The sequence below is a fragment of the Nocardiopsis ganjiahuensis DSM 45031 genome (genome assembly GCF_000341085.1).
GTDB classification, from domain to species: Bacteria; Actinomycetota; Actinomycetes; order Streptosporangiales; family Streptosporangiaceae; genus Nocardiopsis; species Nocardiopsis ganjiahuensis.
On record NZ_ANBA01000008.1, the window covers coordinates 502,837 to 524,048 of the forward strand.

The following is a 21,212-nucleotide window of genomic DNA, read 5'->3' on the forward strand; positions in this document are numbered from 1 at the left end:
CGTTCCACGACAAGGACTGACATTGTTCGCTCACAGTTCCGCCGACGGGCTGTCCACCACGGTGATGCCGCCGGAGTGGGCGCCGCACGAACGCACCTGGATGGCCTTCCCCCCGGCCAACGACACCTTCGGCCCGCCCGGAAGCGAGTCCCTGGGCCGTGCCCGCGCTGCCTGGACGGCGGTGGCGCACACGATCGCGCGCCACGAACCCGTGACCGTCGCGGTCGCGCCCGAGGACGCCGAGGCGGCCTCGGCACTGCTCGGCTCCCAGGTGGAGACCGCGGTGGTGCCCCTGGACGACGCCTGGATGCGCGACTTCGGGCTGACCTTCGTCCACGATCCCCAGGGCCGGGTCCAGGGCGTGGACTGGGTCTTCAACGGCTGGGGCGCACAGGAGTGGGCCGCCTGGGACTCCGACCGGCTCGTGGGCGAGCGGATGGCCGAGCTCGCCGGGGTCACCCGGATCCCGAGCAGCCTGGTCAACGAGGGCGGCGGCTTCCACGTCGACGCCTCGGGCACGGTCCTGCTGACCGAGACCGTCCAGCTGGACCCGGGGCGCAACCCGGAGCTGGGCAGGGAGGACGTCGAGGCGCAGATCCACGCGAGGCTGGGCACGCGCCACGCCGTCTGGCTGCCCCGGGGGCTCTGGCGCGACTACGACGAGTTCGGCACCCGCGGGCACGTGGACATCGTGGCGAGCTTCACCGAGGCGGGCACCGTGCTGCTGCACCGCCAGGACGACCCCCGTCACCCGGACCACGAGATCACCCGGGACCTGCGCCGGGTCCTGGAGGGCGCCACGGACGCGAACGGCGCACCGCTGCGCATCGTCGACGTCCCGGCCCCCGAGGGGATCACCGACGAGGACGGCGAGTTCGTCGACTGGTCCTACATCAACCACTACGTCGCCAACGGGGTCGTGGTGCTGTGCGCCTTCGACGACCCGCGGGACGAGGTCGCCGCGCGCATCCTGGCCGAGGCCTACCCGGGCCGCCGGATCGAGCTGGTCGACGCCCGCGACATCTTCCGGTTCGGCGGCGGCATCCACTGCATCACCCAGCAACAGCCCGCCCCGCGGGTCCGAGGAGGAGCGCTGTGACCGAGTCCTACGACGTCGTCGAGACCCCGATCGCCCAGCTGCGCGCCGACCTGGAGCAGGGGCGTGTGACCAGCGAGGCCCTGGTGCGCAGCTACACGGCACGCATCGAGGCCTACGACCGCACCGGGATCACCCTGAACGCCCTGGTGGTCGCCAACCCCGACGCCCTCGCGGAGGCCCGTGCCTCCGACGAGCGCCGGGCGCGCGGCCGGCTGCTGGGCCCGCTCGACGGGATCCCCTACACAGCCAAGAACAGCTACCAGGCCCGCGGGCTGACCGTCGCCGCCGGTTCGCCCGCCTTCGAGGACCTGGTCGCCCAGCGCGACTCGTTCACGGTGCAGCGGCTGCGGGAGAACGGGGCGGTGCTGCTCGGGCTGACCAACATGCCGCCCATGGCCAACGGCGGCATGCAGCGCGGCGTGTACGGGCGCGCCGAGAGCCCCTACAACGGGGACTACCTGACCTCCGCCTTCGCCTCGGGCTCCTCCAACGGCTCGGGGACGGCCACCGCCGCCAGCTTCGCCGCCTTCGGGCTGGCCGAGGAGACCTGGTCCTCCGGGCGCGCGCCCGCCTCCAACAACGCGCTGTGCGCCTACACCCCCTCCTGGGGTGCGATCTCCATCCGGGGCAACTGGCCGCTGGTGCCCACCATGGACGTGGTGGTGCCGCACACCCGCACCATGGCCGACATGCTGGAGCTGCTGGAGGTCATCGCCGTCGACGACCCCGAACCCCGCGGGGACTTCTGGCGCTGCCAGCCCTGGATCGAGGTCCCGGCCGCCTCCGAGGTGCGCCCCGAGTCCTTCACCGACCTGGGCGCGGCCGACGCGGACGCCGGAGGGCGGGCGCTGGACGGGCTCAGGATCGGCGCCCCGCGCCTCTACACCGGGCAGGACCCCGAGGCGGGGACCTCCCGGAATCCCGGCATCGGCGGCCCCACCGGGCAACCGGTGGTCACACGGCCCAGCGTGCTCCGGCTGTGGGACGCGGCCCGGGCCGACCTGGAGGCCGCGGGCGTCCGCGTTCGGGACACCGACCTGCCCGTGGTGACCAACTACGAGGGCGACCGTCCCGGCGCCCCCACCGTCAAGAGCCGCGGACTGGTCAGCCAGGAGTACCTCGACCGCGAACTGCTGGACCTGTCCGCCTGGGCCTGGCAGGACTTCCTGCGGGCCAACGGCGACCCCCGGCTGAACGACCTCGGGCAGGTCGACGGCGCCCGCATCTTCCCGCACGATCCCCGGGCCCTGCCGGACCGCTACGTCGGGTTCGACGACGACATCGCCGCCTACCCGGAGTTCGTGCGCCGCACGCGGATCTCGTCCCTCACCGACATCCCGCACCTGGAGGAGGGCCTCCGCGGCCTGGAGCGCACCCGGCGGACCGACTTCGAGGACTGGCTGGACGAGCAAGGTCTGGACGCGATCGCCTTCCCCGCGGTGGCCGACGTCGCCCCGGCCGACGCCGACGTGAACCCCGAGTCCGCCGACATCGCCTGGCGCAACGGGGTGTGGGTGGCCAACGGCAACCTGGTCTGGCGCCACCTGGGCATCCCCACGGTGACGGTGCCGATGGGCACGATGTCCGACACCGGCATGCCGGTGGGCCTGACCTTCGCCGGGCGCGCCTACGACGACGCCCGCCTGCTGAGGATCGCCGCGGCCTTCGAGGCGACCGGCGACCGCCGCCAGGAACCGCCCCGGACCCCGCGCCTGGCCTGAGGGCACCGGGGAAACCGGAGCAGGCGGAAAGCCGCAGGTACGAGGACCGGCCGCGCCGAGGGCCCAGCCCCCGGCGCGGCTTCGTCGCGCCCGGAGGCGGGGCCGGGGCCTCAGACGTGCGGGGTGGGCCGGTAGGTGAGTTCCTGGATGTCGCCGTCGAGCGTGCGGCTCTCGAGCAGCTCGAGGTCGAAGTCGGCCGCGCCCCGGAAGACGGGGTCCTGACCGGTCTGGCCTGTGATGACAGGGAAGAGCGTCACCTGGACGCGGTCGACCAGGCCGGCGGCCATCAGGGCCCGGTTCATCGACAGACTGCCGTGCGAGCGCAGCGGCACCCGGGACTCCTCCTTGAGCCGGGCGACGACGTCGACGGCGTCACCGCTCTCGAGGGTCGCGTCCGGCCAGTCCAGGGGCCCTTCCAGCGTGGTCGACACCACGGTCGCCGACAGGCTCCGCATCCGGGTGACCCACGGGTCGCGCACGTCGGATCCCTCGGTGCTCGACGCCAGCATCCGCGCGAACGCCCGGTACGTGTCGGCTCCGAAGACCATCCGCTGTTCCTCGCCGTACACGGCGAGGCGGTGGTCGAGCAGCTGCGGCCCCTGCTTGCCCCAGTACCCGCCCCAGCTGCCGCTGTTGGTGCCGTAACCGTCGAGGCTGGAGAAGACGTCGTAGGTGTACGTGGCGGTCATGGTGCTCTCCTCGAGTCGGCTCGATGCCCTGTGAAGACACAGACCCGGGACCGCCGCGAAACTCATCGCCGCCGGGCGGCGGGGCGTGCCCTGCGAACACCGCCCCCGGGCCGAGACGGCCCGGGGGTGGGAACGCCGGCGCCTGGACCGGCGACCGCACGTGTGGTGCCGGTGCCCCGAGACGCTGCGCCTCGGGTCAGTCCACGCCCGCGGCCTCCAGGGTGCGGGCGTCCGGGGCCTTGGTGAGCAGGCTGGCGACGACCAGCGCGAGCACGGCCGCGGGCAGCGCCATGATCACGCCGTTGAAGCCGCCGGGCGCTCCGGCCACCTCCCAGCCGATGGTGACCGCGGTACCGGTGACCAGGGCCGCGACGGCCCCGGCCGTGGTGGCGCGCTTCCAGAACAGGACCGCCAGCACGGCGGGGGTGATGGCGGCGCCGTAGATCGTGTACGAGTACATCTGGAGGTCGAGGACGGTCGGGAAGTACAGCCCCAGGGCGATCGCGACGAGGGCGATGGCCACGACGGACAGGCGCTGCACCACCAGGGTGCCCCGCTCCCCCGCCCTGGCCTTGCCGAACCTGGCGAACAGGTCGAAGGCGATGTTGGAGGCGGCCGAGAGCATGAAGGACGAGCCGGTGGTGATGACGAAGGCGACCGCCCCGGCCAGCAGCAGGCCGCCGATGACCGTGGGCAGGTGGCCGTCGGAGGCCAGGCGCAGGACGGACTCGTCGCCGTTGATGCCGGGCATGAGCACGGACGCCGAGGTGGCCAGCACGATCACGGGGACGAACACGAAGAAGCTGGCGACGAGCATGCCCAGCGTGGAGCTGCGGGCGGCGCGCTCGTCCTTGGCTGCGGCCAGGCGCTGGTAGAGGTTCTGGTCGGCCAGCAGGAGCAGGAACAGCGGCAGGAAGTAGCCGAGCAGCTGGAGCGGGCTGAGTCCGCCGGTGGGGGTGCGGGCGACCTCGGGCAGCCCTTCCCAGTAGACCGGCAGGCCTCCGACGGCCACCAGGATCAGCGGCACGGCAATGATCAGCGCGCCGAAGACGATGACGGCCGAGACGAAGTCGGTGTAGGCGACGGAGAACAGGCCGCCGGTGACGGTCAGGACCGTGACGACCGCGGCCACCACCAGGGCGCCCTGGGTCGGGGTGAGCGGGGTGATGAGGGCGAGGACGTAGCCGCCGCCGACGAACTGCGAGGCGACCAGACCGACGTAGGCGAGGGTGGTGACCACGGCCGCGACCGTGCGCACCCCGGTGCCGAAGCGGGCCTCGAGCAGTTCGGGCACGGTGTGCCGGGCCGCCCTGCGGATGCGGCGCGCGGCCAGCAGCAGGACCAGGATGCCCACGGGCGTTCCGGCGAAGAAGACCAGGCCCGCGAAGGGCCCGTAGTGGTAGGCGAAGTTCGCGCCGCCGATGATCGTGCCCGAACCGACCCAGGTGACGACGAGGGTCGCGATCATGACGGGGGTGGGCAGGCTCCGTCCGGCGAAGAGGAAGTCCTCTCCTGTGCGGACCTTGGAGGAGCGGGAGAAGTACAGGCCGATCCCGACCATCACCAGGAGATAGGCGGTGATGAGGACGAGGTGGGTCGTTTGCATGGGCTGCCTCAGGAAGGGACACGAAGGGGTGAACAGCGGGTGACGCCCGATGTAACCAGCAACACGATCAGATTTGCAATGCTTGTTGCATTCAATGTGACCCAGATCACTCAGAAGAGCTCGGCGCGCCGCCAGAGCTCCTCCGCGCGCCGGACCGAGTCCAACGCCTCCTCGCCCCCGACACGGGCCAGTTCCGCGAGGACCGCGTGCACGACCGCCATCGCCGCGGTCAGCGACGGGAACATGCCCACGCCCTCGCTGGGAACGGCCACGACGTGGGCCGCCATGGGCACCAGGGGGGAGTCCCGCCGGTCGGTGATCAGGGCGATCTCCACGGACTCCTCCGCGGCGATCTCCACCGCGCGGCGCAGCGCCACCGGAAGCATCCACAGGTCGCACACCACCAGCAGGTCGCCCTCGCCCGTCCTGGCCAGCGCGTTGGCCAGGGCGGTGCCTCCGGACTCGTGGAGCCGCACGTCGTAGCCCATGATCCCGGCGGCGTGGGAGAGCTGGACCCCGGGCGCGGCGAAGGTGCCCGACCCCAGGACCAGGGTGCGGCGCGCCCCGTGGATGGCGGCGGCGACCGAGCGCACCCGCTCGGGTTCGAGCGTCCGCTCCAGCAGCCTCAGGTTCTCCCGGTCCGAGCGCACGGCGGCGCGCACCGGATCGACGTCGGATCCGGAGTGCTCGGCCAGCACCTCGCCCGCGCTGAGCGAGGCCAGATAGCGCGATCTCAGCTCCACGCGCAGCGCCGGCCAGCCGGTGAACCCCAGCTGCTGGGCCGCGCGCACCACGGTGGCGACGTTGACCTCGGCGTGTTCGGCGACCTCGGCCGCGGTCGCGTAGGAGGCGAACCGGGGCTCGTCCCGCAGCACGTGCAGCACCCTCTCGGTGGCCCTGCCCAGGCGCCCTCGCGCCAGCGTCTCCTCGATCCAGTCCGCCATCGGTCTTCCCGTCCTCCGTTCGGGCGGTCCGGAACACCCGGGTCGCGCCAACCACAGCGATACCACTCCCGCTCGACAACGGGGGCCACTTGCAACGTATATTGCATTCTGTCGTTGTGAGTCATTCCGCAACAGACCGTGCACCCGACCCCTGGAGGATCCCTGTGTCCGGAAGTCCCCGGCCCACCGTCCACACGAACACCGCCCTGCTCGACCCCGAGACCGGAACCCGTACCCCGGGGTCCTGGCTGCTGGTCGAGGACGGTGTCATCACGGCACGCGGGACCGGTGAGGTACCGGCCTCCGTGACCGACCGGTCCGAGACGGTCGACCTCGGCGGGGCCACCCTCATGCCCGGACTCATCGACGCCCACGTGCACGTCACCGCCCTGAGCGCCGACCTCGGCGCCGTCGCCGACCACTCCCCCTCCTACGTCGCCGCCTGGGCCGCCACCTCCCTGTCCGCCATGCTCGACCGCGGCTTCACCACGGTGCGCGACGTCGGCGGCGCCGACTGGGGGCTGGCCGAGGCCGTCGACGACGGGCTCGTGGACGGGCCCCGGCTGGTCTTCGGCGGAAAGGCCCTCTCCCAGACCGGCGGGCACGCGGACTTCCGGCCGCGCGGCCGGCACGGCACGGACCAGCACGGGTGCTGTCCCGGCGCCGGACTGGTCTGCGACGGCCCTGTCGAGTTCCGCCGGGCCGCCCGCGAGCAGCTGCGCACCGGGGCGCACCACGTCAAGGTGATGCTCTCGGGCGGGGTGGCCTCCCCCACCGACCGGATCGACTCGACCCAGTCCTCGGAGGACGAGCTGCGCGCGGTCGTGGAGGAGGCCGAGGCGGCCAACCGGTACGTCACCGGGCACGCCTACACCGCGCGGGCCGTCAACCGCGGGCTGCGCCTGGGCGTGCGCTGCATCGAGCACGGCAACCTCATCGACCGGAGCAGCGTGGAGCTGTTCGTGGAGCACGGGGCCTTCCTGGTCCCGACGCTGGTCACCTACCGCGAGCTCTCACGGCAGGGCGCCGCCAACGGGCTGCCCGCCGCGAGCCAGGCCAAGGTGGACACGGTCCTGCACCGGGGCCTGGAGGCTCTGCGGATGGCGCACGAGGGGGGCGTTCGCCTGGTCTTCGGCACGGATCTGCTCGGCGGTATGCAGAGCCACCAGAGCGCCGAGTTCGCCATCCGCGGCGAGGTCCAGCCCGCGGCGGACGTGGTGCGCTCGGCCACCAGCGAGGCGGCGGCGCTGCTCGGACTGGAGGGCGAGGTGGGCACGCTGCGCACGGGGGCCAGGGCCGACCTGATCGTGGTCGACGGGGACCCGCTCGCGGACCTGTCCCTGCTGGCCGAGCCCGAGCGGGGCGTGCGCACGGTCCTGCGCGGCGGTGTCGTGCGGCGCACCCGGTCGTAGTACCTCAGCCCCGCGGAACCGCCCCGCCGCACCCGGCGGCGGGGCGGGGCGGGGTCCGAGGGCTGCGGTGTCAGCGGCCCACCGCGTAGCCCTGCATGCCGCGGGGGTTGGCGCCGGCGCGCAGCACACCGCTCTCGGGGTCGCGGGAGACCGCGGAGAGGCGCCCCAGTGTCCACGGGCCTCCGGCGGTGACCCGGTGGCCCCGGCGCCGGAGGTCGGCGACGACCTCCGGGCCGAAGCGGTCCTCGACGACCAGCTCGCCGGGGGCGAACTCGCGGGGGTAGAAGGACCCCGGGAACGAGTTGTTGTGGAACATCGGGGCGTCGACGGCCTCCTGGAGGTTCATCCCGCCGTACAGCAGGCGCAGGAGGAAGGTGTAGGACCACTGGTCCTGCTGGTCGCCGCCGGGGGTGCCCAGGGCCATCACCCCTTCGTCGCCGCGGGTGACCAGGGTCGGGGTGAGCGTGGTGCGCGGTCGTTTGCCGGGGGCCACCACGCCGGGTGAGCGCTCGTCCAGCCAGAACATCTGCCCGCGGGTGCCCAGTGCGAAGCCCAGCGCCGGAATGGTCGGCGAGCTGGCCAGCCAGCCGCCGCTCGGGGTCGCGGAGACCAGGTTGCCCTCGGAGTCGACCACGTCCACGTGGCAGGTGTCGCCGCGCTGTCCTCCGGTGCGGTCGACGGTGGGTTCGCCGCTGGCCCGGTCGGTGCCGGTGGTCTCGCCCGCCAGGCGCAGTTCGGGGATGAAGGGGGTGCGCCCGTCCGGGGAGCCGGGGCGCAGCTCCAGCGAGGCTCGCTCACCCACGAGTGCGGCCCGCTCCGCGGCGTACTCGGGGCTGAGCAGCGTCTCCAGGGGGACGTCGGCGAAACGCGGGTCGGCGTAGTGCGCGTCGCGGTCGGCGAAGGCCAGTTTGGCGGCCTCGGTGACCAGGTGGACGAACTCGGCGCTGAGCACGTCGGAGCCCTGGGCGCCGCCGAGCCCGAGGGCGTCCGCGAGCCGCAGCTGCTGCAGGAACACCGGCCCCTGTCCCCAGGGACCGGTCTTGTGCACCGTGAGTCCCGCGTGGTCGACGCTGACGGTGTCCTCGTAGAAGGCGCTCCATCCGGCCAGGTCGTCCCCGGTGAGCAGCGCGCGGTGGTACTCGCCCTCGCCCGAGGCGACGGGTTCGGCGAGGAAGTCCACGACGGCCTCGGCGACGAAGCCCTCCCGCCAGGTCCTGCGGGCCGCGTCGAACTGGGCGTCGCGTCCGCTGCCGGCGGCCTCGGCCTCCTCCAGGAGGCGCTGGAAGGTGTCGGCCAGAGCCGGGTTGCGGTGGAAGGAGTCGGCGTCGGGGACGCGGCCGCCGTTCAGCCACAGCTGGGCCGAGGTCGGCCAGAGTTCGGTGAACACCTCCTGCACGGAGGCGATCTTGTCGGTGATCTGCGGCATGAGGGGGAAGCCGCGGCGCGCGTAGCCGATGGCCGGGTCCAGCAGTGCGCGCAGGGGCATGCGGCCCCGGTCCCGGGCCAGCAGCAGCCAGGCGTCGACGGCGCCGGGGACCATCGCGGGCAGGACTCCGCTGCCGGGGATCCGGTCCATGCCGGCGAAGGCCTCGGGGACGGCGGCCGCCGGGGCGGGGCCCTGCCCGCAGAGGGCGGTCGCCTGTTCACCGCGGGCCTTGAAGATGATCGGGACCTCACCGCCGGGTCCGTTGAGGTGCGGTTCGACGACCTGCAGCGTGAAACCCGCGGCGGCCGCGGCGTCGAAGGCGTTACCGCCCTGCTCCAGGACGGACATGCCCACACCGCTGGCGATCCAGTGGGTGGAGGCGACCATCCCGAAGGTCCCGCGCAGTTCGGGGCGTGTGGTGAACTCCCGCATGCTCCGGGGGGCTCCTTCCGGTGGGGAGACGGGGGGACCGCCTCCGGAGGGGTGATCACATCACCGGACATATAAGGCTCTACCGGTAGTGATCCATGAGCATTGAATACTGTATATGGCCTCTTGTGCCTGATGAGGCCCCGCCCCCGGGGAAGGCGGACGGCCACGCCCCTTCCCGTGAGCAGAGGTTGCGTGGGCGCGCCCGGGGAAAGCGCAGAGGTGCCCCGGAGCCGCACAGAGCGGGCCCGGCACCGGGATCCGGTTCCCGCAGGCCGACCTGCCCGACCGGGACCGACCGGGTGCGACGACCGGAGAACCCCGCCGTGCAGCACCGGGCCGAGGCCCCCTTGGGCCCCAGGCCGCACGGCACCGGACACAACCGCCGGGTGGGGACGGAACCGGGTTCGCTGTCGCACGCCTCCGGGGTTCAGTGGGTGGTCAGGACCGGTGGCCCGATCCTCGGTGAGACGGCGCAGGGAGGACCGTGCTCGGGGTGAGCCAGGACCGGGGGCGAACTGGGCGACCAGGCAGGCAGCCGCGTTCCCGGTGCCGTACCGGGGGCGGTCTCGGCCAGCGGCAGGAGTCGGGGCCCCTGGCCGCGGCGGGGACCAGCGCGCGTCGGATCGTCGTGGTCACATGCCTCCCCGGACCGTGGCTGGACCACCGGTGGTGGCCGGTGTCATCGGCGCGGTAGGGGTGCGGCTCGGAGAGACGGGGTGCGACCCGGGCGGTTCGGACAGTTCGGCCCGGAGGCCTTGCGATCACCCGCGTTCCGGATAGGATGAACATCTGTTCATTCAAAAATCGCGGTTTGACGGGGGTTGTCGGCTCGATGCCACGGAGTCCGGAGCAGCACGAGGCGATGCGCTCGGCCACGCGGGAGCGGGTGCGGTCGGCGGCGGTGCGGTTGTTCGCACGCCAGGGGTACGCGGCGGTGAACATGCGGCAGATCGCGATGGAGGCGGGAATCAGCACCGGCTCCATCTACCGCCACTTCGCCACCAAGGAGGAGCTCTTCGGGGACCTGGTCGCCGAGGCGGCCACCGGTCTGGGTTCGGTCGTCGAGCTGTTCCGCGGCCCCGGGGAGCCCGTGGAATCGCTCCGGGCGTTCACCGAGGAGTTCCTGGCGGACCTGGCCGGCACCGGTGACTTCGTCGAGTTCTTCCTGCTCATGCACCAGGCGTTCACCCAGGGGGTCTCCTCGGAGCAGGAGGCCCCGGCCGCCGTCCGCGACCTGGTCGCCCGGAACACGGAGTTGCTGGAGGCGGCGGTGGAACTGATCGAACGCGGCCAGGCGCAGGGGAGCCTGCGCCCCGGGCCCGCCGAGGAGCTGGCGTCCTGTTTCTTCGCGATGTTCGACGGGCTGGTGACGATGCGCTCCGCTCTGGGTGAGGGGTGTGTGGTGCCGAGTACGGCCACCGTGATGGGGCTTGTGCTCAAGGAGGGCGACGATGTCTGAGGGATCCGAGGAGACGGTGATGGAGGAGACGGCGATGATCGAGGTCAAACGCGGCGACGAGCTGGGCGAGGGGTATCGCAGAGGAATCGCGGAGGTGTTCGTCGAGGGGTTCGGCGACGACCTGCGGTACTTCGCCGAGGACCCGGCCGAACTCGCCGCGGCCATCGACCACATGCTCGTGCTGGAGCGCTTCCACGTGGCACTGATCGACGGTCGGCCCGCGGCGCTGGCCAGCCTCACCGAGGGCGGCCAGGAGGCCGTCGACCACGACGCCCGCACGCTGCGCAGGCACCTGGGCCTGGTCAAGGGCACCATCGCGAACCGGGTGTTCCGCACACACTTCCAGGGCAACTCCGTCGAGCCCGAACCGGGCCGGGTCGAGATCGGCTTCGTCGCCAGCGCACGGCGCTTCCGCGGCCAGGGGGCCGCCAAGGCCGTCCTCAACCACCTCCTCGCCCTCCCCGAGTACGACGAATACACGCTGGAGGACATCAAGGACACCAACGAACCCGCGCTCAGGCTCTACGAGCGCGTCGGGTTCCACGAGTACAAACGACGCAGGGCCAACCACTCCAGGTGGAGCGGCTTCGAGGCGTACGTGTCGATGAAGCTCACCCAGAGCTGAAGGGCCGCTTCACGACCGCGGGAGGACGGCTCCGGACCCGCAGAGGCCCGGGCTCACCCGGCCGGGCTCACAGCACGGTCACGTCGACCTTGCGGCCGTCGGGGTCGGTGAGCAGGTGCTCCCCTCGGGAGAGCGGCGGGTTGGTCTCGGTGACGTCCAGGGCCAGGCTCAGCCTGAGGTCGCTGGTCCGGTGGTGGTCGGTGGCCGGGTGGATCTCGAGGACGGGGCCCAGGGGCATCCGGCAGGAGTAGCGCAGCGGCCCGTCGGCGAAGGGGGAGTGCTCCTCGCCGAAGGCCAGGCCGAGCGAGGTGTAGAAGTCCCGGCACTCCTCGACCTTGGTGGTGTACATGACGAGGGTGTCGAGGCAGGCGTGCGTGTCGAAGATCGATTCCTGCATGGCGGTCCCTACTGCTCGAAGGAGGGGAGAACGGGAGGGAAGCCCTCCCGCATCCAAGTCTGCGCAGCGGTTCCACCAGCGGCAAGAGCCGATTCTCAGCTGTGGACAACTCTCCCCCGGAGCGGACACCGGGCGGATCACCCTGAGCTCGTCACCGCCCGCTCCGACCTCGTGCACCCGTACCCGCTGCTTCACGCGGGCGCCCCCGGGCCCCGAACCGAAAGCAGAGCTTCAGCCAGGAGCCGAGGTCCCCGTCCGTCAGGATTCGTCCGCGTCCCGAAGAACCCGGCGGTGCGAGGCGCGGGTCCGGCGGTCATGCGGGCGGGTGGTGGAACTCGTTGACCGCCACGGCCGCGCCCCTCGGGTCCTGGAAGGCTCCGTAGCGCATGCCGCCCAGGTCGGCGAGGGGCGTCACCACGGTACCGCCGAGCTGTGCCGCACGGCTGAGGACCGACTCCGCGTCGGAGACGCTGAACTCCACTGACCACTGCGGCACGGTGTCCGCCAAAGCCTCGTAGGGGACCACGGACAGCCAGCCGATGGCGTCCGTGAAGCCCGGGGGCGCCCCGGACTCGGCGTGCCGGTCGCGGGTACCCGGCGCCCGTTCCTCCAGGAAGTCGCCGTATCCCGGCAGTTGCAGCATGGTGGCGTCCTCGGAGTCTCCCCCGAACTGCACGCTCCGGGTCCGCCAGCCGAAGACCGTGCCGTAGAACTCGGCCGCGGTCTCGGGGTCGGAGGTCACCAGGTTGCTGAAGTTCCAGGTCCCCGGAGCGTTCACCAGATGGGCCCCGCCCATCCCCTTCGGCTCCCACAGTCCGAACCGGGCCCCCGCCGAGTCGGTGCAGACCGCCACCTTCGCGATGCCCTCGACCTCCTTCGGCCCCTGGAGCACGGTGCCGCCGGCCGAAACCACCAGCTCGGCCGTCTCGTCGGCGCTGTCCACCCGGACATAGGTGGTCCACACCGGGGAGTCCACGGTCTCGGCGAGCAACGAGCCGAACCCGGCGACGTCCCCGTCCTGGTCCGGCAGGCTCGCCACGGAGTACGGCCCCGGGGCTCCGTCCGGGGCGCGGTCCTCGAACCGCCACCCCAGCACCTCCCCGAAGAACGAGGGCGCGAGCACACCCTCGGGTTCGGTGAGCTCCACCCAACAGGGCACCCCGGCCGGATACCTGGCCTCTTCGAGCCTGGCCATCACGCCCCCTCGCGTCGACGTCCGATCTCCCGGAGCCCTTCCCCGAAGTCGGCTCCCGAACCCGGGAGGAGGCACCCGGAAGTATCATCCGGATCACACGGTCGCTCTGGCGTAGGACCGGACTGTCGCGGTCAGCAGCGCCATCACGGCGATCCCCGCCAGTCCGTGGTACCACTGCCAGTCCGCTCCGATCCCGAAGAACCCGCCGGCAGCGATCATCACCGCCCCGGATCCGAGCCCCACGAGGGCGACGGCCAGCAGCACCAGCATCAGCGAGCGCGGAACCCGGCGGCCCACGGGGGTCACCGTCGCCAGGACCAGCGCCGCGGCGGCGAGTCCGGTCGCCACCGCCCACCACTGCGCGGTGGCCACGTCCATCACGTTGGCCGCGTACCACTCGTGCTCGGCGACGGAGGATTCCGGACCGCCCGGGAATCCGAGCCGCCCCTGCGCAGCACGGACCGCCTTGCCCAGTGCGTACCCGAGGAACAGCACCGCCATCGTGTACGCGGGCCAGCGCATCTGATTGCCGGCACCCTGTCCGCTCGCATCCTGCTGACTCACGTGCTGGTTCCTCGAATCCTGGTTCCTGCTGGTGGCCACCGGGGCTCACTCCCCACCCGTCGCCCGGGTTCCCCAGCATCGCCGTTCCCGCCCGCCCCGGCCTCCCCCGAGGGCGGGAACCCCCTCCCTCCCCCGGGGGATCGAGGTGTACGCTGCCCGCGCCCACTGACGGGGAGGGACTCGGTCGGAGGCGCGTGGACGGCCGCGTCCCGGGAGCCGAAGCAGGAACCCTCAGCCGCTGAAGGTGACCGCCACGGACCGCAGCGAACGAGCGGCGGTCGGGATCCGGCCTCCGCCGCAACGGATGCACGGCGAGGTCCTGGGCGTTGTGCGGGCCACGACCTGACGCCGTTCCCCTGTCCGGGGGCTCCGGGTCAGGGCGGGGTGACCAGGCCGCTGTCGTAGGCGGCGATGACCAGCTGGGCGCGGTCGCGGGCGGCGAGCTTGGCCAGCAGGTTGCCGATGTGGGTCTTGACGGTCTTGACCGAGATGGTCAGCGCCTGGGCGATCTCGGTGTTGGACAGCCCGCGGGCGACCAGGGCCAGGACCTCGGTCTCGCGTTCGGTGAGGCCGTCGAGCCCTCGCGCGGGTGTGGTGCCGGGGCCGTGGAGGAAGTGTTCCACCACGCGGGTGAGGATGCTGGGGGCCAGCAGGGACTCCCCGGCGTGGGTGCGGCGGACGGCGTCGACCAGCTGGTCGGGGTGGGCGTCCTTGAGCAGGAACCCGCTGGCACCGGCGCGCAGGGCGGCGTGGACGTACTCGTCCAGCTCGAACATGCTCAGCACCAGCACCCTGGTGTCCGCCTGGCCGGGGTCTGCGGTGATCGCCCGGGTGGCCTCGATCCCGTCGCCACCGGGCATGCGGATGTCCATGAGGACGACGTCGGGGGCCAGGTCGCGGCTGAGCTCGACGGCCTCACCGCCGGTCCCCGCCTGGCCGACCACGATGATGCCCGGGGCGGCGCCGATGAGCAGGGCGAGGCTGTGCCGTAGCAGGGGCTGGTCGTCCACGACGAGCACGCGCACACCCGCGGTACCGGTGTCGGTCACGCCGTCTCCCGGTCGGGGATGCGCGCGGTGAGCGCGAACCCGGGACCCGCCGGGCCGGTGTCGAGGGTGCCGCCGAGGGCGCGGACGCGTTCGCGCAGGCCGATGATCCCGTAGCCGGCGCCCGGGCGGGGTTCCCAGCCGTCGGCCGGCCCGTCGTCGGCCGCGGTGACCCGGATGGTCTCGTCCTCACGGCGCACCTCCACCCGAACCGCGGTGGGGCCCACGTGTCGGGCCGTGTTGTCGAGGGCCTCACGGACGACGGCGCAGAGTGTGAGCTGCACGCCGGGCGACACCGCACCGAGTCCGGGGAGGTCGAGGGTGACGGTCAGTCCCCGGTCCCGCGCGTTCTGGGCGATCCCCGGCAGGGATTCCAGGGTCTCGGCGGGCCGGACCGGGGCTGTCCCGGAATCCGTGGAGCGCAGCACGGTGAGCATGCGCCGCAGTTCGGTGGTGGTGCGGCGGCTGACCTCCTCGATGTCGGCCAGCGCGCTGACCCGCTCCTCCGCGCCCGCCGGGCCGGTCACCCGCGCTGCCGCGGCGGCGCGCACGGTCACGGTCCCGAGCCCGTGGGAGACGAGGTCGTGCAGGTCCCGGGCGATCCGGATCCGCTCCGCCTGTACCGCCCGCTCCCCCGCCCAGGCGGCGAGGCGCCGCTCGTACTCCTCGCGTTGGCGCCGGGCGCGCAGCGTCGTCCACACCGTCGCCCCGGTCCCGGCCGAGGCGAGCAGCGCCATGCCGGCGAGGACGGCGGTGCTGCTCCCGTCGCTGCCCGTGGTGACCGCCACCAGGAGCACGGCGCCCAGGGCCAGCACGGGGATCAGCCACAGGCGCGGGGTCCGGGGCGGCGGGGTTCGGGACGGTCGAAGGGTCTCCACCGTCCCGATTCTAGGAGCGTGCCGGCCGGCGGGCATCGGACCAGGGTCTGAGGGACCCCGGTCCGGGGCCGAGGTCCGGATCCGGGCCGCGGACCGATGCCAGGAAGGGGTGCGCGCTGCTTGCATGGCGGCCATGCTGTCCATCGAGAACCTCACGAAACGGCGCCGGTCGCGCGTCATCCTCTCCGACGTGACCTTCCGTGCCGAACCTGGGCGGGTCACCGGGTTCCTCGGCCCCAACGGCGCCGGCAAGTCCTCCACACTGCGGATCCTGTTGGGCCTGGACCGGGCCGGCGGTGGCAGGGCCCTCGTGAACGGGCGCCCCTACCGGGAACTGCGGTCACCGCTGCGGACGGTGGGCGCGGTGCTGGACGGGTCCGGAGCGCACCGCTCCCGGACCGCCCGCGCCCACCTGTCCTGGGTGGCGAGCAGCAACGGCATCCCGCGCAGGAGGGTCGGGGAGGTGCTCGACCTGGTCGGATTGGCCGATGCGGGCCGTACCCGGGTGGGCCGGTACTCCCTGGGAATGGGACAGCGCCTCGGATTGGCCGCGGCCCTGCTCGGTGAACCCGAGGCGCTGGTGCTGGACGAGCCGGTCAACGGGCTGGACCCCGAGGGCATCCGATGGCTTCGGAGGTTGTTGCGCGCCCACGCCGACGCCGGAGGGACGGTTCTGCTGTCGAGTCACCTGATGGGCGAGGTGGCCGAGATCGCCGACGACCTCGTGGTGATCTCCGGGGGCCGGATCGCCGCCGCCGGCCCGCTGCTGGAGGTGACCGCCGGTCACGCGAGTCTGGAGGACGCCTTCTTCACCCTGACCGGCGGAGCCGCCCACCGGGCCGACGGGGGCTCCCGATGAACCTCCTCCGACTGGTCGCCGCGGAGACGCGCAAGGCCGCCACCCTGCCCGCCGTGTTCGCAGGGCTGGCCGTGGCGGTGCTCGGTTCGCTCGCGGTCACCCTGCTGAACTCGGTCAGCGTCCGCAACGCCGCGGCGTCGGGGAACCTGGAGAGGGTGGTCAGCACCTCCCCCGTGGAGACCGTGTTCGCCGCCCTTCCCCTGGGCACCGTGGGCGCGGTGGTCCTCGGAGTGGTGGCGATGAGCAGCGAGTACACCGCCAACAGCGACGACGCCGGCGGCGGGCGGCAGATCACCGCCACCCTCACCGCGGCGCCGGGCCGCCTGTCCGTGCTCAGCGCCAAGGCCCTGGTCACCGTGGCGCTGGTCGCCGTCTCCGCGGCCGTGACCCTCCCGGCCGGCCTGTTCCTGGCCCGGGCCGTCATCGGAGACGCCGCCGCGGAGGCCGCCGCCCCCGGTGACGTGGCCGCACGCGCTCTCGGTGCCTTCGTCTACTGGTCGTTGACCGCGCTCATCGCCCTGGCCCTGACCGCCCTGGCCCGCAGTGGGATCGTCCCGATGGTCCTGCTCATCACCAACAGTTCCCTGGTCTCGTTCTCCCTGTTGCTGTCGAACGTCACCCCGCTGGCCCGGTACCTGCCCGACCTCGCCGGTACCGGTCTGTTCCTCGGTGACGACGCCGACTCCTACACGGCCTTCGATCTGGTCCTCGACCCGCTGCCCGGCGGCTTGGTCATGGCGGCCTGGGCGGCCGCGCTGCTCGCTGTCGCCGCCCTCGTCCTGCACCGGAGGGACGCGTGAACCACCGCACCGCGCGCACCCCCGGTGCCGCGCCCGCCCAGGAACCGGCACACGCCCACGGCCCCGCCCACACCCCAGGACCCGCGCACTCCGTCGGGTTCGCGCGTACCCTGGCGTCCGAGCTGGTCAAACTGGCCACCCTGCCCGCGGCCCTGGCCACCGCGCTGGGTACCGCCGCGGTCTCGGCGGGGCTGGCCGCGCTCACGGCCGGGGCCGATCACGCACCGGCGGACGCGGCCCCGACCGTCCTCCTGCTGGTGGTGTTCCTCCAGGTCGGCACCGTCCTGTTGGGGGTCCTGACCACGGCCGGCGAGTACACCGGGGGCCAGATCCGCACCACCCTGACCGCGACTCCGAAGCGCGGACGGCTGCTGGCGGCCAAGACGGCCGCCTGCTTCCTGGCCTCGGCCCTGACCGGCGCGGTCGCCGTGGCAGCGGGGCTGGCCGGTGCGTGGGCGGTCACTGACGGAGCCCTGGTGGGGAACGTGTCCCCGTGGCGGCCGGCCGGGGCCGCGGCCTACCTCGCGCTCCTCGGCCTGCTGGCCCACCTGGTCACGGTGGTGGCGCGTTCGCTGCTGCCGCCGCTGGTGTCGGTGCTCGGCCTGGTCCTGATCGTCTCGCCCCTGCTCGGCGGGCTGACCGAACACGCGCGCTGGCTCCCGGACCGGGCCGGCCAGCTGCTCTACCTGCCCGGGGCCGACACCGTGTTCACCCCGTGGACCGGGTTGCTGGTCCTGTGCGGGTGGCTGCTGGTGACGGGCGCCGCCGCGGCGCTGGTCTTCGTCAGGCGCGACGCCTGACCGGGCCGGGGCCGCCCGCGGTCCTGGCCCGGGGCGCGGGCCCCGCCGACTCACGCCAGACGATCCGGTTGAGCGGCCGTTCGACGAGCTCCGGTTCCACGTCGCGGACCACCGCGACCAACCGTTTCATGGCGTTCCTTCCCAGCAGCCCGAGGTCGACGCTGACAGTGGTGAGTGAGGGGTGGAGATGGGCGCCCACGGGGTTGTCGTCCCAGCCGGTGACGCTCAGGTCCTCGGGGATCCGCCAGCCGCGCTCCATGGCCCCCCTGCACACGCCGGCGGCGATGACGTCGCTCGCGGCGATGACCGCGGTGACACCGCTGTCCTCCGGCAGGGAGCGGATCGCCTCCAGTCCCGCCTCGGGGGTCCAGTCCCCCTCGACCACGCCGTGGGACTCCAGCCCCAGTCTGGCGATCGTGTCGACGTAGGTTCGCAGCCTCCCCCGCGCGGAGGAGAACTGCAGCTGCCCGGAGACGTGCAGGAAGCGCCGGTGCCCCATGCCCGCGAGAGCCTCGATGATCTCGCCGACGGTCGACCCGTCGGCGAGCTCCCCGATCCCCCGCATCTTGTCGTCGTAGTCCGCGGAGACGACCACGGCGGCGCCGGCCGGCAGGCCGCTCGCGCTCTCAGGGGGCAGCGGGGTGAGGGAGAGGATGCCCTCCACCTGCCCGGAGTCGGCCAGTTCGAACATCCGCTCGCCCCGGGCGCGCGCGTCACCGTCCAGGCTCATCACCTCGACGACGAACCCCTCCTCGTGGGCGGCGGAGACCGCACCGTCCAGCATCCGGGCGGCGTTCCACGAATGCAGGACGGGCAGCAGGATGGCCAGGCGTCCCGTGCGGCGGGTGCGCATGGACCGCGCGACGAGGTTGGGGCGGTAGTCGAGTTCGCGGATGGCCGCGGCGACCCGTTCCCTGGTCGCGTCCTTGAGCCCCTCCCCGTTGTTGCGCAGGTACCTGGAGACGGTCTGGTGTGAGACTCCGGCCTCGCGAGCGACCTCCATGATCGTCGGACGCCGCCGGGGGGTGCCGGGAACTGCCAAGGAGAACTCCTCATTTCGGCCGGTTCAACGAATCTTGACACGGTGGGCGCTGGGTCCATACCTTAGACCGCAACCGAAATAGTGAACGTTCACTATTACTCGAGAGCGATCCCAGGGGCGCCCTTGCCGCAACCCACCACCCCCCGCACTCCCCACTCTCCCCCGATCCGGGTCGCCGTCGTCGGCGGCGGCGGGATCTCCCGGGGCCGGCACCTTCCCGCGCTCGCCTCGGAGAGCGAACGCGTCGACGTGGTCGCGCTGGTCGACGTCGACGCGGCCCGCGCGTCAGCCGCCGCGGACGAGTGGTGGATCCCCGGCAGGTACACCGACGTCCACGCGATGCTCGCGGCGGAGTCCCCCGACGTCGTCGTCATCTGCACCCCGCCCGCCTCCCACCGGGAGGCGGTGGTCGCGAGCCTGGACTCCGGTGCGTGGGTCTGGTGCGAGAAGCCCCCGGCCCTGTCCCTGGCGGAGTACGACGAGATGGCCGCGCACGAGGGCGACGGGAACGGCCCCTACGCGGGCTACGTGTTCCAGCACCGCTTCGGGTCCGGTGCCGAGCGGCTGCGCCGGCACGTCGACGAGGGCACACTCGGCCGGCCCCTCGTCGGTGTGTGCCACACCCTCTGGTACCGGGACACCGCCTACTTCGAGGTCCCGTGGCGGGGACGGTGGGACACCGAGGGCGGCGGCCCGACCATGGGCCACGGAATCCACCAGATGGACCTCGTGCTCTCCCTGCTGGGCGACTGGTCCGAGGTGACGGCCGTGATGTCCACGACGGCGCGCCGAACCCGGACCGAGGACGTCTCCACGGCGATCGTGGTCCTGGAGTCCGGCGCGACCCTGTCGGTGGTCAACAGCCTGCTCTCCCCGAGGGAGACCAGCTACCTGCGCTTCGACTTCGAGCGGGCCACCGTCGAGCTCGAGCACCTCTACGGCTACGACAACGCGCACTGGCGGTGGACCCCGGGCCCCGGTGTGGACGAGGACACGGCCGCCGCCTGGCTGCCGGAGACCGACGAGCCGAGTTCGCACAGGGCCCAGCTGGCCTCCTTCCTCGACTCCTACTCCCGGGGGGAGCGCCCGCGCGCGAGCGGGGAGGACGGCCGCCGGGTCCTCGAACTCATCGCGGGGATGTACGGCTCCGCCCTGACCGGCACCACGCTCCGCCGCCGGGACCTGCTGCCCGGCCACGACTTCTACCACTCGATGCACGGAGGCGACGCGGACGCCGCCGCATCGGTCCTCACCCGAAGGGAAACGGCTCCAGGTGTCTGAGAACCCCACACTGCGCAGGGACGACGACGAACTCACCGTGTCGGTCGGCGAGGTGGTGATCGCGCGTTACGTCCTGCGCCCACAGGCCCCCCAGGTGGAGGCGCCCAAGCCGTACTTCCACCCGCTGAACACCCTCAGCGGGGCTCCGCTGACCGCTGTCCGGCCGTGGGACCACCGCTGGCACAAGGGTCTCCAGATGACCTGGTCGCACGTCTCCGGCCAGAACTTCTGGGGCGGCCCGACCTACGTGGGCGACAGTGGTGAGTACGAGTGGCTCGACAACGTCGGGAGCATCCGGCACCAGGAGTTCGCCGAGGTCACCGAACGGCCGGGGGAGGTCGCCTTCACCGAGCGGCTGACGTGGGTCAGTTCCCGAGGGCACGACTGGCTCTCCGAGACCCGCACCCACCGCGTCCACTCGGTGGACCCCGGGCGCGGCCTGTGGGCGCTCGATTTCACCACCGCGCTGACCAACGTGCGCGGGGAACAGCTCGCCCTGGGCAGCCCGACGACCCACGGCCGACCGGCGGCGGGGTACGCGGGGCTGTTCTGGCGCGGCCCGCGTTCGTGGACCGGCTGCCGGGTCCTGACCTCCTCGGGGATCAGCGGCGACACCGAGGCCATGGGTACGGAGGCGGAGTGGATCGCGCTCGTGGGCCGACACGACGAGATCGACGGGGGCGCGACCGTCCTCGGTTTCTCCGGCACCACCAGCGGCACGGTTCCGGTCAAGTGGTTCGTGCGGTCCGAGCCCTTCCCCGTGCTCTGCCCCTCCCCCTCCTTCGACCGGACCCTCTTCCTCGAACCGGCCGCCACCCTCGAACTCGCCCACCGCCTGGTCTTCGTCGACCGGATGTGCGACACGGAGGAGATCACCGAGCTCGGGAGGGGGTTCGCGCCGTGAGGGCACCGGGCTCCGGGCTCCGAGCACCGAGCA

The 21,212-nt window shown here is 72.7% G+C and carries 20 protein-coding genes; 10 read left to right on the top strand and 10 right to left on the bottom strand.

Annotated features, from left to right (window positions below; genetic code table 11):
• Nucleotides 1-22 precede the first annotated feature (22 nt).
• Together D458_RS0110870 and D458_RS0110875 are read left to right on the top strand one after the other, a co-directional pair.
• Complete coding sequence (locus D458_RS0110870) at nucleotides 23-1,099, top strand: agmatine deiminase family protein (protein WP_017586775.1); 1,077 nt, start codon at nucleotides 23-25, stop codon at nucleotides 1,097-1,099.
• Entirely contained in the window at nucleotides 1,096-2,820 is a 1,725-nt protein-coding gene (locus D458_RS0110875; RefSeq protein WP_017586776.1) for an amidase, read from the top strand. The genes D458_RS0110870 and D458_RS0110875 overlap by 4 nt, the downstream gene beginning before the upstream one ends.
• A 110-nt stretch (nucleotides 2,821-2,930) precedes the next feature.
• On the opposite strand, the gene D458_RS0110880 is transcribed toward D458_RS0110875, so the two are convergent.
• The 3 genes from D458_RS0110880 to D458_RS0110890 form a co-directional block, all read right to left on the bottom strand.
• Nucleotides 2,931-3,509 (bottom strand): dihydrofolate reductase family protein, encoded by a 579-nt coding sequence (locus D458_RS0110880; protein WP_017586777.1) that lies wholly within the window; start codon nucleotides 3,507-3,509, stop codon nucleotides 2,931-2,933.
• 196 nt (nucleotides 3,510-3,705) lie between these two features.
• Nucleotides 3,706-5,115 carry a sodium:solute symporter family protein gene (locus tag D458_RS0110885; RefSeq protein ID WP_017586778.1) on the bottom strand — a complete coding sequence of 470 codons (1,410 nt, stop codon included), beginning with the start codon at nucleotides 5,113-5,115 and terminating at the stop codon, nucleotides 3,706-3,708.
• Between the two features lie 110 nt (nucleotides 5,116-5,225).
• Nucleotides 5,226-6,059 carry a MurR/RpiR family transcriptional regulator gene (locus D458_RS0110890; RefSeq protein WP_017586779.1) on the bottom strand — a complete coding sequence of 278 codons (834 nt, stop codon included), beginning with the start codon at nucleotides 6,057-6,059 and terminating at the stop codon, nucleotides 5,226-5,228.
• 164 nt (nucleotides 6,060-6,223) lie between these two features.
• Between D458_RS0110890 and D458_RS0110895 the strand changes: the two genes are divergently transcribed.
• The gene (locus D458_RS0110895) at nucleotides 6,224-7,471 is read left to right on the top strand and encodes a metal-dependent hydrolase family protein (protein ID WP_017586780.1); all 1,248 of its coding nucleotides are present in this window, start codon (nucleotides 6,224-6,226) and stop codon (nucleotides 7,469-7,471) included.
• A 70-nt stretch (nucleotides 7,472-7,541) separates the two neighbouring features.
• Here D458_RS0110895 and D458_RS0110900 read toward each other — a convergent pair whose 3' ends face one another.
• On the bottom strand, nucleotides 7,542-9,329 hold the full coding sequence (locus D458_RS0110900) for a gamma-glutamyltransferase family protein (protein ID WP_017586781.1): 1,788 nt from the start codon (nucleotides 9,327-9,329) through the stop codon (nucleotides 7,542-7,544).
• An 832-nt stretch (nucleotides 9,330-10,161) separates the two neighbouring features.
• On the opposite strand from D458_RS0110900, the gene D458_RS0110905 reads away from it, so the two are divergent.
• Both D458_RS0110905 and D458_RS0110910 read left to right on the top strand, forming a co-directional pair.
• Complete coding sequence (locus D458_RS0110905) at nucleotides 10,162-10,788, top strand: TetR/AcrR family transcriptional regulator (protein ID WP_026119187.1); 627 nt, start codon at nucleotides 10,162-10,164, stop codon at nucleotides 10,786-10,788.
• Entirely contained in the window at nucleotides 10,781-11,413 is a 633-nt protein-coding gene (locus D458_RS0110910) for a GNAT family N-acetyltransferase (RefSeq protein ID WP_017586783.1), read from the top strand. Before D458_RS0110905 ends, D458_RS0110910 begins: the two co-directional genes overlap by 8 nt.
• A 67-nt stretch (nucleotides 11,414-11,480) precedes the next feature.
• Here the strand turns inward: D458_RS0110910 and D458_RS0110915 are convergent, their stop codons facing one another.
• From D458_RS0110915 to D458_RS0110935, 5 genes are all read right to left on the bottom strand, one after another.
• Nucleotides 11,481-11,810 (bottom strand): hypothetical protein, encoded by a 330-nt coding sequence (locus D458_RS0110915; protein ID WP_017586784.1) that lies wholly within the window; start codon nucleotides 11,808-11,810, stop codon nucleotides 11,481-11,483.
• Between the two features lie 313 nt (nucleotides 11,811-12,123).
• A complete protein-coding gene (locus D458_RS0110920; protein ID WP_040702308.1) occupies nucleotides 12,124-13,005 on the bottom strand; it encodes a VOC family protein in 882 nt (293 codons plus the stop codon).
• A 93-nt stretch (nucleotides 13,006-13,098) separates the two neighbouring features.
• Nucleotides 13,099-13,569, bottom strand: coding sequence for a hypothetical protein (locus tag D458_RS0110925; RefSeq protein ID WP_239647931.1), 471 nt, complete (start codon nucleotides 13,567-13,569; stop codon nucleotides 13,099-13,101).
• A gap of 374 nt (nucleotides 13,570-13,943) precedes the next feature.
• Nucleotides 13,944-14,618 (bottom strand): response regulator, encoded by a 675-nt coding sequence (locus D458_RS0110930; RefSeq protein ID WP_017586787.1) that lies wholly within the window; start codon nucleotides 14,616-14,618, stop codon nucleotides 13,944-13,946.
• On the bottom strand, nucleotides 14,615-15,493 hold the full coding sequence (locus D458_RS0110935; RefSeq protein ID WP_017586788.1) for a sensor histidine kinase: 879 nt from the start codon (nucleotides 15,491-15,493) through the stop codon (nucleotides 14,615-14,617). Before D458_RS0110935 ends, D458_RS0110930 begins: the two co-directional genes overlap by 4 nt.
• 133 nt (nucleotides 15,494-15,626) lie before the next feature.
• Between D458_RS0110935 and D458_RS0110940 the strand changes: the two genes are divergently transcribed.
• From D458_RS0110940 to D458_RS0110950, 3 genes are read left to right on the top strand one after another with little or no spacing between them, the layout of a single operon-like run.
• On the top strand, nucleotides 15,627-16,352 hold the full coding sequence (locus D458_RS0110940; protein WP_040702361.1) for an ABC transporter ATP-binding protein: 726 nt from the start codon (nucleotides 15,627-15,629) through the stop codon (nucleotides 16,350-16,352).
• The gene (locus tag D458_RS0110945) at nucleotides 16,349-17,152 is read left to right on the top strand and encodes a hypothetical protein (RefSeq protein ID WP_017586790.1); all 804 of its coding nucleotides are present in this window, start codon (nucleotides 16,349-16,351) and stop codon (nucleotides 17,150-17,152) included. The genes D458_RS0110940 and D458_RS0110945 overlap by 4 nt, the downstream gene beginning before the upstream one ends.
• Nucleotides 17,149-17,952: an ABC transporter permease gene (locus tag D458_RS0110950; RefSeq protein WP_017586791.1), complete on the top strand. Its 804-nt coding sequence runs from the start codon at nucleotides 17,149-17,151 to the stop codon at nucleotides 17,950-17,952. The genes D458_RS0110945 and D458_RS0110950 overlap by 4 nt, the downstream gene beginning before the upstream one ends.
• On the opposite strand, the gene D458_RS0110955 is transcribed toward D458_RS0110950, so the two are convergent.
• A complete protein-coding gene (locus D458_RS0110955; protein WP_017586792.1) occupies nucleotides 17,936-18,994 on the bottom strand; it encodes a LacI family DNA-binding transcriptional regulator in 1,059 nt (352 codons plus the stop codon). The genes D458_RS0110950 and D458_RS0110955 overlap by 17 nt on opposite strands.
• Nucleotides 18,995-19,117: 123 nt before the next feature.
• On the opposite strand from D458_RS0110955, the gene D458_RS0110960 reads away from it, so the two are divergent.
• The gene (locus tag D458_RS0110960; protein ID WP_017586793.1) at nucleotides 19,118-20,275 is read left to right on the top strand and encodes a Gfo/Idh/MocA family protein; all 1,158 of its coding nucleotides are present in this window, start codon (nucleotides 19,118-19,120) and stop codon (nucleotides 20,273-20,275) included.
• A complete protein-coding gene (locus D458_RS0110965; RefSeq protein WP_017586794.1) occupies nucleotides 20,268-21,179 on the top strand; it encodes a DUF6807 domain-containing protein in 912 nt (303 codons plus the stop codon). Before D458_RS0110960 ends, D458_RS0110965 begins: the two co-directional genes overlap by 8 nt.
• The last annotated feature ends 33 nt before the right edge of the window (nucleotides 21,180-21,212 follow it).

What these genes read in the sequence shown, in the direction of transcription:
- D458_RS0110900 (WP_017586781.1), bottom strand. Translation starts at nt 9,329, where the DNA reads ATGCGGGAGTTCACCACACGCCCCGAACTGCGCGGGACCTTCGGGATG.
- D458_RS0110945 (WP_017586790.1), top strand. Translation starts at nt 16,349, where the DNA reads ATGAACCTCCTCCGACTGGTCGCCGCGGAGACGCGCAAGGCCGCCACC.
- D458_RS0110880 (WP_017586777.1), bottom strand. Translation starts at nt 3,509, where the DNA reads ATGACCGCCACGTACACCTACGACGTCTTCTCCAGCCTCGACGGTTAC.
- D458_RS0110885 (WP_017586778.1), bottom strand. Translation starts at nt 5,115, where the DNA reads ATGCAAACGACCCACCTCGTCCTCATCACCGCCTATCTCCTGGTGATG.
- D458_RS0110920 (WP_040702308.1), bottom strand. Translation starts at nt 13,005, where the DNA reads ATGGCCAGGCTCGAAGAGGCCAGGTATCCGGCCGGGGTGCCCTGTTGG.
- D458_RS0110915 (WP_017586784.1), bottom strand. Translation starts at nt 11,810, where the DNA reads ATGCAGGAATCGATCTTCGACACGCACGCCTGCCTCGACACCCTCGTC.
- D458_RS0110890 (WP_017586779.1), bottom strand. Translation starts at nt 6,059, where the DNA reads ATGGCGGACTGGATCGAGGAGACGCTGGCGCGAGGGCGCCTGGGCAGG.
- D458_RS0110910 (WP_017586783.1), top strand. Translation starts at nt 10,781, where the DNA reads ATGTCTGAGGGATCCGAGGAGACGGTGATGGAGGAGACGGCGATGATC.
- D458_RS0110905 (WP_026119187.1), top strand. Translation starts at nt 10,162, where the DNA reads ATGCCACGGAGTCCGGAGCAGCACGAGGCGATGCGCTCGGCCACGCGG.
- D458_RS0110940 (WP_040702361.1), top strand. Translation starts at nt 15,627, where the DNA reads ATGCTGTCCATCGAGAACCTCACGAAACGGCGCCGGTCGCGCGTCATC.